At 67.6% G+C, this 9,357-nt stretch carries 10 protein-coding genes and 1 pseudogene; 6 read left to right on the top strand and 5 right to left on the bottom strand.

All coding sequences use genetic code 11. The features are described 5' to 3' along the window. The 4 genes from ABNX41_RS20955 to ABNX41_RS20940 form a co-directional block, all read right to left on the bottom strand. The coding region (locus tag ABNX41_RS20955) for a DUF6691 family protein (RefSeq protein WP_438671638.1) at positions 1-393 on the bottom strand (393 nt) is incomplete at its 3' end. 1 nt (position 394) lies between these two features. Next, positions 395-820: a YeeE/YedE family protein gene (locus ABNX41_RS20950; RefSeq protein ID WP_438671637.1), complete on the bottom strand. Its 426-nt coding sequence runs from the start codon at positions 818-820 to the stop codon at positions 395-397. Then, complete coding sequence (locus tag ABNX41_RS20945; RefSeq protein WP_438671636.1) at positions 817-1,020, bottom strand: YgaP family membrane protein; 204 nt, start codon at positions 1,018-1,020, stop codon at positions 817-819. The genes ABNX41_RS20950 and ABNX41_RS20945 overlap by 4 nt, the downstream gene beginning before the upstream one ends. Before the next feature lie 5 nt (positions 1,021-1,025). Next, positions 1,026-1,904, bottom strand: a complete 879-nt coding sequence (locus ABNX41_RS20940; protein WP_438671635.1) for an MBL fold metallo-hydrolase — start codon at positions 1,902-1,904, stop codon at positions 1,026-1,028. 383 nt (positions 1,905-2,287) lie between these two features. Here ABNX41_RS20940 and cydD point away from each other — a divergent pair, with 383 nt between their 5' ends. The 6 genes from cydD (at position 2,288) to ABNX41_RS20910 (ending at position 9,061) form a co-directional block, all read left to right on the top strand. Continuing rightward, positions 2,288-3,922 carry a thiol reductant ABC exporter subunit CydD gene (gene cydD / locus ABNX41_RS20935; RefSeq protein WP_438671634.1) on the top strand — a complete coding sequence of 545 codons (1,635 nt, stop codon included), beginning with the start codon at positions 2,288-2,290 and terminating at the stop codon, positions 3,920-3,922. Continuing rightward, on the top strand, positions 3,919-5,610 hold the full coding sequence (gene cydC / locus ABNX41_RS20930; RefSeq protein ID WP_438671633.1) for a thiol reductant ABC exporter subunit CydC: 1,692 nt from the start codon (positions 3,919-3,921) through the stop codon (positions 5,608-5,610). The genes cydD and cydC overlap by 4 nt, the downstream gene beginning before the upstream one ends. Positions 5,611-5,696: 86 nt before the next feature. Next, complete coding sequence (locus tag ABNX41_RS20925; RefSeq protein ID WP_438671632.1) at positions 5,697-7,301, top strand: cytochrome ubiquinol oxidase subunit I; 1,605 nt, start codon at positions 5,697-5,699, stop codon at positions 7,299-7,301. 4 nt (positions 7,302-7,305) lie between these two features. Beyond that, positions 7,306-8,457: a cytochrome d ubiquinol oxidase subunit II gene (cydB, locus tag ABNX41_RS20920; protein WP_438671631.1), complete on the top strand. Its 1,152-nt coding sequence runs from the start codon at positions 7,306-7,308 to the stop codon at positions 8,455-8,457. Positions 8,458-8,469: 12 nt separating this feature from the next. Further along, positions 8,470-8,631, top strand: a complete 162-nt coding sequence (gene cydX / locus ABNX41_RS20915; protein WP_438671630.1) for a cytochrome bd-I oxidase subunit CydX — start codon at positions 8,470-8,472, stop codon at positions 8,629-8,631. Position 8,632: 1 nt separating this feature from the next. Continuing rightward, complete coding sequence (locus tag ABNX41_RS20910; protein ID WP_438671629.1) at positions 8,633-9,061, top strand: OsmC family protein; 429 nt, start codon at positions 8,633-8,635, stop codon at positions 9,059-9,061. A gap of 78 nt (positions 9,062-9,139) precedes the next feature. Here ABNX41_RS20910 and ABNX41_RS20905 read toward each other — a convergent pair. Continuing rightward, positions 9,140-9,357, bottom strand: a pseudogene (locus ABNX41_RS20905) (hypothetical protein); the annotation flags it as partial.

The raw sequence follows: 9,357 nt of genomic DNA, 5'->3' as shown, positions 1-9,357 counted from the left end.
CCGGGCCAGCAGGATGCCCCCCAGCATGGCGGCCACGAAGATCGCGGCCTCCGGCCGCATCAGCCCAAGCGCCGGGATCGCGCCGCCCGGGCAGAAGCCGGCGATGCCCCAGCCTACGCCGAACAGCGCCGAGCCGCCGACCAGCGCGGGGTCGATGTCGCTCCGGGTGGGCAGGTGGAACTTCGCGTCGAAGACCGGCGCGGGCCGCTTCAGGACAAAACGATAGCCGAGGAACGTCACGACCAGCGCGCCGCCCATCACGAAGGCCAGCGACGGGTCCCATGTTCCCGCCACGTCGAAGAAGTTCAGCACCTTGGCCGGATTGATCATGCCCGAGATCGCGATCCCGGCTCCGAAAATCAGCCCGATCAGCAGGGCGGCAAGAAGCGGCATCTCAGAGCCCTCCGAGCATGTGGCGGATCACATAGACGGTCAGGCCGGTCGTCAGCATGAAGGTCAGCGTCGCGACGATCGAGCGCGGCGACAGGCGGGCATTGCCGCAGACGCCATGCCCCGAGGTGCAGCCGCCGCCGAAGGTCACGCCGATGCCGACGATCAGCCCGCTGACGACGGTCCAGACCCACGGCGAGGGGCTCTCGAACGGGATCGCGACGACATCGAGCGTGACCAGCAGCAGCGGCGCGGCGACGGCGCCCGCCAGAAAGGCCAGCCGCCAGCCGCGGCTGTCCGCGCCGGGCAGAACGCCGGTCAGGATGCCCGTCATCCCCGCGATCCGGCCATGAAAGGCCATGAGCAGGACGGCGGACAACCCGATCAGCCCGCCGCCCAAAAGCGACTGGAGCGGTGTGAATTCGGTCATTTCCTGCCCCCGGTGTTGATGCCGAAGATCGACCAGGCCGGACAGAAGCGCAGCGCGCCGGTCACGACCAGCACGAGGCCCACGATCACCGAGATCCAGGTCCAGACGGTCGGGAACCCGAAGATGAAGGGCGCCACGACCAGCACGATCCCGAGGATCAGACGGGCAATGCGTTCAGGCGTTCCGATATTGATCTGCATGTCGTTCACTCCCAGGGGGCTCCAAGAAGGTCGAGCGGAATTTTCAGATACCGGCGCCCGTTGGATTCGGGCTCGGGCAGGCGGCCGGCATTGGCGTTGACCTGCAACGCGTGCAGGATCAGCTTCGGCATCGGCAGGGTCCGGTCGCGGGCATCGCGCGCGGCGACGAACGCCTCCTCGGTGAGGTATTGCGACATGTGGATGTTGGTGGCCTTCTGCTCGGCCACGGTGGATTCCCACATCGGCTCGCGCCCGCCCTGGCAATAGTCGTGCCCGGTGAAGATCCGCGTCGCGTCGGGCAGGGCCAGGATGTCCTGGATCGACTTCCACAGAACTTTCGCGCTGCCGCCGGGGAAGTCGGCGCGCGCCGTGCCGCTGTCGGGCACAAAGAGCGTGTCATGCACGAAGGCCGCATCACCGATCACATAGGTGATCGAGGCCAGCGTATGGCCGGGCGAGAACATCACTTTGGCCGGGATATTGCCGACGGTGAAGGTATCGCCCTCGGCAAACAGCCTGTCCCATTGCGAGCCGTCCGCCGGAAAGTCGGGCCAGTTGTAGAAGCCCTTCCACAGCTTCTGCACCTCGACGACCTTGGCGCCGATGGCCGTGGGCGCGCCCGTCTTGCGCTTGAGATAGTCGGCGGCCGAAAAGTGGTCGGCATGGGGATGGGTGTCGAGGATCCATTCGACCTCGTAGCCTTTCTCCGCAATGAACTTCAGGATGCGGTCGGCCTCGATGGTGGCGGTGGAGCCGGATTTCTCATCATAGTCCAGCACCGGATCCACGATCGCGCATTTCTTCGCCTCGGGATCGGCCACGACATATTGCACCGAGCCGGTGCGCGCCTCGTAGAAACCGGTCACTTCAGGGGTCTGGGTCATCGTCTTTCTCGCTTGGAAGAACTCACGGCCCGAGGCCGTCCCGGCATTTATATTCATTAATACGCATATATGCAATATGATGAACTCAAGCCCGGACCCTCGAACTTCCGACAGCGTAGCGCTCTCGGATAGCTCCCGCGTAACCGACACCGGAACCCTTTCGTCCGCGGCGGATGGTCAGAATGTCCTGCGTCGAGTTGTCCTGCTCACCTTCCATGTATCTTCGTTTATACGATTCTCAGAACATATCAATGCCATGCTATTCCAGCCAACAAGATGTCGCCATGCGCCGAAGCACAGCATCCTCCCTCGCCACTTCGAGACCGACAGCGGGCGGGGACGGACGGGCTGACGGGTCTCCGACCACCTCCAATGATTCGCGCGTGGCTGCCCTGCCCGCAGTCCTGTCGATTCTGGCTGCGCTTCTATGGTTGCCTCAGGCGGGCCTGCTCGCCGTCGCGGTATCCTCGATCGCAGTTGGAGCCACGCTCGAATCGCTGGTCCTGCCCGCCATCGGCGTCCTGATCTGCGGGCTGGCGCGGGCGGGTCTGGACGCGGCCGGCAGTCGGCTGGCATGGTCCGCGGCGCGCGCCCGCCTGGCAGAGCTTCGCGGGCGCGCCGTAACCGCCCTGGCCGAACACTCTCCGCTCGACGCCGGGCGGCTCCCCTCGGGCGAAGCCGCAAGCATCGTGGCCGAACAGGCCGAGGCCATCGTGCCCTGGCTTTCGCGGTTCCGGCCTGCAAGACTGAAGGCAACGGTACTGCCGGTCATCATCTTCCTCGTGATCCTGCCGATTTCCTGGGCTGCGGCGCTGGTGTTGCTCATCGCGATGCCGGTCATTCCGCTGTTCATGGCGCTGGTCGGGTGGAAGGCGAGGGCGGCAAGCGAGGCGCAGATGGTCGAGCTTGGCGACATGAACGCCTTCCTGCTGGACCGGCTGCGCGGGATGGCCACGATCCGCAGTCTGGGGGCGGTGGAGGCCACGACCGCGCGGGTGCGTGACGAGGCGCAATCGCTGCGGCTGCGCACGATGACGGTGCTGCGCATTGCCTTCCTGTCCTCGGCGGTGCTCGAACTCTTCGCCGCGCTCGGCGTGGCCATGGTCGCGGTTTATATCGGGTTTCACCTTCTGGGCGACCTGCCCTTCGGCGCCTGGGGCGGTAAGCTCGATCTGGCGCAGGGCATGTTCATCCTGCTGCTGGCACCGGCTTTCTTCGAGCCGATGCGCGAGCTGTCGGCGGTCTGGCACGACCGGGCGGCGGGCGAGGCCGGAATGGCCGCGATGGAACGACTGGCCGCACCCGGTCCCCAGCTCCTCAGCGCCGCGGCGGAGCCCGCGCCGACGCAGCGGTTTCCAGCGCCTGCGCTGCGGATCACGGGTCTGCGCTACCGCCATGCGGGCGAGAGGGATGCCCTGCCGCAGGCGATTGACCTTGCGCTCCGGCCCGGCGAGCATGTGGCGCTGATGGGGCCAAGCGGTTCAGGCAAGTCCACGCTGCTCGGACTGATCGCAGGACTGGCCGCGCCCGATGCGGGCCGGATCGAGATCGGTGGGCAGGCGCTCGATGCCGACAGCGCCGCCGGGTTGCGCCGCGGCATGGCCTGGGTCGGGCAGGCGCCGCATATCTTCGCGGGCACGCTCGGGTGGAACGTCACTCTGGGCCGGGACCTTGCCGATCCCGCCGCATTGCCGGGCGCCCTGCGCGCCATGCGTCTCGATGAGGTTGCGGCGCGGCGTGGCGCCGCCGCCATCGGAGAAAACGGCGCCGGACTTGCCGGGGGCGAGGCGCATCGCATCGCGCTCGCCCGGATCGCGGCGACGCCGGAGGCGGGGCTCATCCTCGCCGACGAGCCCACGGCCCATCTCGACGGCGCGACCGCGCGCGACATCGCCGACAGCCTGCTGCGCCTCGCGCGGGGACGGACGCTCCTCGTCGCCACGCATGACCCCGATCTGGCCGCGCGGATGGACCGCATCATCCGCATCGGCGGGCCGGGGCTGGAGGCGGCGGCATGAAGCGTCTCATCTACGACATGCGGCCGATCCTGGCGCTGTTCGCATCCGAGGGACGGCGAAGACTGTGGTCCGGCGCGGCGCTGGCGGCGGTCACGATGCTGGCGGGCATGGCGCTTCTGGGGCTTTCGGGCTGGTTCATCACGGCAACCGCCATCGCCGGCCTGAGCGTCGCCACCGCGCTCGCCTTCGATGTCTTCATGCCTTCCGCCGGCATCCGGCTGCTTGCGCTCGGACGCACGGCCGCGCGCTATGGCGAACGGCTCGTCACCCATGATGCGACGCTGGCGGTGCTGGCCAGCCTGCGCGAGCGCCTGTTCCGCGGCTGGTCCGCAGCCGGCGCGGCCGGGGCGCTGAGCCTGCGTCCCTCGCGGCTCCTGTTCCGGTTGACGGTCGATATCGACGCGCTCGACACCCTCTACCTGCGGGTGCTGGTGCCGCTGGGCGCGGCCCTGGCCAGCGCCGCCGCCGCCGGGATCGTCCTTGGGCTGATGGATCCGCTGTTCGGACTGGCCGCCTTCGGCATCCTGATCGCGGCGGGGCTCGGCATCCCGATTGCGGCCGGCCGGGCGGCCCGCGTCGCGGTGCTGCGCCGGGCGCGGGCGACCGAGGCCCTGCGCGACCGGACCATCGACCTTGTGCGGGGCCAGACCGAACTGGTCATGGCCGGGCGCCTCAACGCGCAACGCGCGGCCATCGCGGCGGCGGACGCCCGCCTCGCCGCCGCCGACGACCGGCTGAACCGGATCGAGACATGGGCGGGCTTCAGCCTCGGCGCCACCTCGGCGGCGCTGCTCGCAGGCGGGCTGATCGTTGTCGGGGCGCTGACCGAGACGGGCCGGATCAGCACGCCGGTGGCCGCGCTGGCGCTGCTGGTCATCCTTGCGGCGATGGATCCGTTCGGCGCCCTGCGCCGGGGCGCGATGGACCTGCCGCGCAGCCGCATCTCGGCCCGCAGGCTGTCCCCCCGGCTCGGGCCCCTGCCGGAAGTCCCGGCGCGTCCGCTGCCCGATCCCGGACATGCCGCGCGGCTTCAGGCCGTGTCCCTGCGCCATCCCGGTGCCGCCCGGCCGGTGCTGCGGGAGGTGACGCTGGACATCGCCGGCGGCGAACATGTCGCCCTGATCGGCGCGAGCGGCGCGGGAAAATCGAGCCTGCTCGCCCTGCTCGCGGGCGAGATCGAGGCCGAAAGCGGGTCGGTCGCCTGCCGTCCGGCCAGCCTGATGACGCAGCGGACCGAACTGTTTCAGGACAGCCTGCGCGACAATCTGCGCCTGGCCGCCCCCATGGCCGACGATGCACGGCTTCTCGCGGCGCTGGAGGCCGCGGGGCTCGGCCCCGAGATCTCCGCGCTGGCCGAGGGTCTCGACACACGGCTGGGCGAAGGCGGCATGGGCCTTTCGGGCGGGCAGGCGCGGCGACTGGCGCTGGCGCGCCTCATCCTGCGCGACGCCCCGCTGTGGCTGCTGGACGAGCCGACCGAGGGGCTGGACGGCGCAACCGCCCGCGAGGTGATTGCCCGCCTGCGCCCCTGCATCCGGGGGCGGGCCGTGGTGATCGCCACCCATATCCGGCGCGAGGCCGCCCTGGCCGACCGAATCCTGCATATCGACGGCGGAAGGATCGTCGCCGATCACCCGAGGGGCAGCGCCGGATGGAACGCCGCCCTCGAACATCTGCGGCCGGACTAGATCCACGCCGACCAGGCCGCGGGGCCGCCCGCGGTGCGCAACCAAGAAGCAAGGAGTGATCCGGCAGTGCCGGGAAAGGCAAACCAATGGAATTCCTCGACATCGTAACCCTCTCACGATTGCAGTTCGCGCTGACTGCACTCTACCACTTCCTGTTCGTCCCGCTGACGCTGGGCCTGTCCATCCTGCTGGCGGTGATGGAGACGGTCTATGTCATGACCGGCCGGGCGATCTGGCGCCAGATGGTCAAGTTCTGGGGCACGCTTTTCGGCATCAACTTCGTGCTCGGCGTCGCCACCGGCATCGTGATGGAATTCCAGTTCGGCATGAACTGGAGCTACTACAGCCATTATGTCGGCGACATCTTCGGCGCGCCGCTGGCGATCGAGGGGCTGATGGCCTTCTTCCTGGAGGCAACCTTCGTCGGGTTGTTCTTCTTCGGCTGGGACAAGCTGTCGAAGGTCGGGCACCTGATGGCCACCTATGCCGTCGCCATCGGCTCGAACTTCTCGGCGCTGTGGATCCTGATCGCCAACGGCTGGATGCAGCACCCGGTGGGCGCGCATTTCAACCCCGACACGATGCGCATGGAGGTCACCGACTTCTACGCCGTGCTTTTCAACCCGGTGGCGCAGACGCGCTTCGTTCATACCGTCTCGGCCGGGTATCTGACGGCGGCGGTCTTCGTGCTGGGCATCTCGGCCTGGTATCTGCTGAAGGGGCGGCATATCGACCTCGCGAAACGGTCGATGACCGTGGCGGCCAGCTTCGGACTGCTGGCCTCGGTCTCGGTCGTGGTGCTGGGGGACGAGGGCGGCTTTCTGGTGTCGGAAAACCAGCAGATGAAAATGGCCGCGATCGAGGGCATGTGGCACACCGAGCCCGCCCCGGCCTCCTTCACCCTGATCGGCATTCCCGACATGGAGGCGCAGACCAACCACTACGCCATCCATATCCCCTGGGTCATGGGCCTGATCGGGACGCGCTCGCTGACGGAGCAGATCCCGGGAATCCTCGATCTTGTCGATCATGCCGAGGAACGTATCCGGAACGGTCTTATTGCATATGACGCGCTCCAGACCTATCGCGCCACGCCTCAGGGCGGGCAGGTGCCGGCGGAGGCAGCGGCGGCCTTCGCCGAACATGGCGACGACCTTGGCTATGCCCTTCTGCTGACGGGCTATGTCGAGGATCCCCGCACCGCCACCGAGGAACAGATCGCGGCAGCCGCATGGGATACCGTGCCGCATGTGCCGACCCTGTTCTGGTCCTTCCGCATCATGGTGGCGATCGGCTTCTTCAACGTCGCGCTGATGGCCTGGTTCGTCGTCCAGTCCGCGCGCCGCAAACTCGACCACCGGACATGGCCCTTGAAGGTCGCGGTCGCCGCCCTCGCCCTGCCGTGGATCGCGGCCGAGCTCGGCTGGATCACCGCGGAATTCGGCCGCCAGCCATGGGCGATCGAGGGCGTGCTGCCGACCGTCGCCGCCGTGTCGCATCTGACGGTGCCGACGCTGCTCCTGACGATCGCGGGATTCACGTTGATCTACTCGGTGCTGATCGTGATCGAGGTTCGATTGATGCTCGCGGCGATCCGCAAGGGACCGCAACCCGATCCCGAACCCGAGGCGCGGCTGATGCCGGCCGCCATCGCACCCAGCACCGGCCCCAGGCTCACCCCCGCGGAGTAAGACAATGATCCTGCATGAACTTCTCGACTACGACACGCTGCGCCTGATCTGGTGGGGGCTTCTGGGCGTCCTGCTGATCGGCTTCGCCGCCACCGACGGCTTCGACCTGGGCGTGGGGATGCTCCTGCCCTTCGCGGGGCGGACCGATGTGGAACGGCGCATCGTCATCAACACCGTCGGACCTGTCTGGGAGGGCAACCAGGTCTGGCTGATCCTCGGCGGCGGCGCGATCTTCGCCGCCTGGCCGCAGCTTTACGCGGTCAGCTTCTCGGGCTTCTACCTGGCGATGTTCGCAATCCTCGCGGCGCTGATCCTGCGGCCCGTGGGGTTCAAATACCGCTCCAAACGTGAAAGCGCAGCCTGGCGGCGCAACTGGGACTGGGCGCTGTTCGTGGGCGGCTTCGTGCCCGCGCTGATCTTCGGCGTCGCGGTGGGGAATGTGCTGGTGGGGGTGCCGTTCCGGCTGAACGCCGATCTGCGCATCTTCTATGACGGCAGCTTCTTTGCCCTGCTGAACCCCTTCGCGCTGCTTTGCGGGCTTCTGTCGGTGGCGATGCTCGCAATGCACGGCGCCAACTGGCTGGTCCTGAAAAGCTCCGGCGCGGTCGCTGAACGCGCCCGGCTCTATGGCACCTGGGCGGCGATGGCCACGATCGCGCTCTATGCACTGGGCGGGGTTGCCCTGTGGCTGTTCATCGATGGCTATGTCATCACCAGCACCATCAACCCGGTCGGCCCGTCCAATCCGCTGGCCAAGACGGTCGAGGTCGCGCCGGGCGGGTGGTTCACCAACTACGCCGATCATCCCTGGATGATGATCGCCCCGGTGCTGGGCTTCGTCGGCGCCTTCGGCGTTCTCCGGGGACTGCGCGGCAAGCGCGAGATCAGCACCCTGCTGCTGAGCAAGCTGTCGATCTTCGGGATCATCTCCTCGGTCGGGCTGTCGATGTTCCCGTTCATCCTGCCCTCGACGGCGCAGCCGGGGGCCAGCCTGACGGTATGGGATTCCTCGTCCAGTCACCTGACGCTGTTCATCATGCTCGTCGTCACCGGGATCTTCCTGCCGCTGATCGCGCTCTACACGGCCTGGGTCTACAAAGTCCTCTGGGGCAAGGTCGAGGAAGACGACATCACCGGCGGCGGTCACGCCTACTGAAAGGAAAAGGAAATGTGGTACTTCGCCTGGATTCTCGGCCTGCCGCTGGCCGTCGCCTTCGCGGTCCTCAACGCGATGTGGTTCGAGCTGATGGAGGACAAATATGCCGGGCCTGCCGACGACGGCGCGCCTTCCGATCCCTCAAAACAAAAACTTCAGGAAGCCGGAGCCTGACATGAATACCCCTGCCGAGCGCAACACCGTCCATATCGAGGAAAGTGGTCACGGGCCCTTTGGCCAGTTCGTCAGCATCGGCCAGCACATCCTGGGTGCCGACGAACCCGGCCCGATGGGCGGCGAGAATACCGGCCCGGATCCGTTCGAACTCGTCATGGCCGGCCTCGGCGCCTGCACGGCGATGACCGTCCGGATGTATGCCAATCGCAAGACCTGGCCGCTTGAGGAAGTGCGCGTCGCGGTCAACCACGTTCGGGCGACGGGCAAAGATGGAGAGAAACCGCACGCCTTCGAGCGGCTCGTGACCCTGCAAGGCCCGCTGGACGACACACAGCGCGAGAGGCTGATCGCCATCGCCGACCGCTGTCCGGTTCACAGGCTGCTGGAGGCCGGCGCCGAAATCGTGACCCGCGCGGTTCCTGCCTGAAAAGCGCGCTCATCAGTTGAAAAGGGCCGCCCCGAGGGGCGGCCCTTTTCCTCTTCCGCCCGGAAACCGGCCCGGAAATCAGAAGCTGAGCACCGTTGTGCCTTCCGCGATCAGTTCCACGGCCATGGCGTCCGGGGCGGCGGCGGTGACACCCTCGATCAGAATCGACGCATCCGCCCCTTTGCCGGGCAGATAGATGGCGCAGACCTGCACCCCGACGCCGTGCTGTTCCATCATCTGCCGCATCAGCCCCTGCGGACTCGCGCCCCGCGGCGGCTGTCCGGCCGTGGCGCTTT

This window comes from Pseudogemmobacter sonorensis (assembly GCF_042762395.1).
Lineage (GTDB): Bacteria > Pseudomonadota > Alphaproteobacteria > Rhodobacterales > Rhodobacteraceae > Pseudogemmobacter > Pseudogemmobacter sonorensis.
The sequence above is the reverse complement of the archived record's forward strand: the minus strand, read 5'-3'. Positions and strand labels throughout refer to the sequence as shown.

Excerpts from the sequence above, each read along its gene's own strand:
- ABNX41_RS20945 (WP_438671636.1), bottom strand. The coding sequence starts at position 1,020 with ATGCAGATCAATATCGGAACGCCTGAACGCATTGCCCGTCTGATCCTC.
- cydC (WP_438671633.1), top strand. The coding sequence starts at position 3,919 with ATGAAGCGTCTCATCTACGACATGCGGCCGATCCTGGCGCTGTTCGCA.
- ABNX41_RS20910 (WP_438671629.1), top strand. The coding sequence starts at position 8,633 with ATGAATACCCCTGCCGAGCGCAACACCGTCCATATCGAGGAAAGTGGT.
- cydB (WP_438671631.1), top strand. The coding sequence starts at position 7,306 with ATGATCCTGCATGAACTTCTCGACTACGACACGCTGCGCCTGATCTGG.
- ABNX41_RS20925 (WP_438671632.1), top strand. The coding sequence starts at position 5,697 with ATGGAATTCCTCGACATCGTAACCCTCTCACGATTGCAGTTCGCGCTG.
- ABNX41_RS20940 (WP_438671635.1), bottom strand. The coding sequence starts at position 1,904 with ATGACCCAGACCCCTGAAGTGACCGGTTTCTACGAGGCGCGCACCGGC.
- cydX (WP_438671630.1), top strand. The coding sequence starts at position 8,470 with ATGTGGTACTTCGCCTGGATTCTCGGCCTGCCGCTGGCCGTCGCCTTC.
- ABNX41_RS20950 (WP_438671637.1), bottom strand. The coding sequence starts at position 820 with ATGACCGAATTCACACCGCTCCAGTCGCTTTTGGGCGGCGGGCTGATC.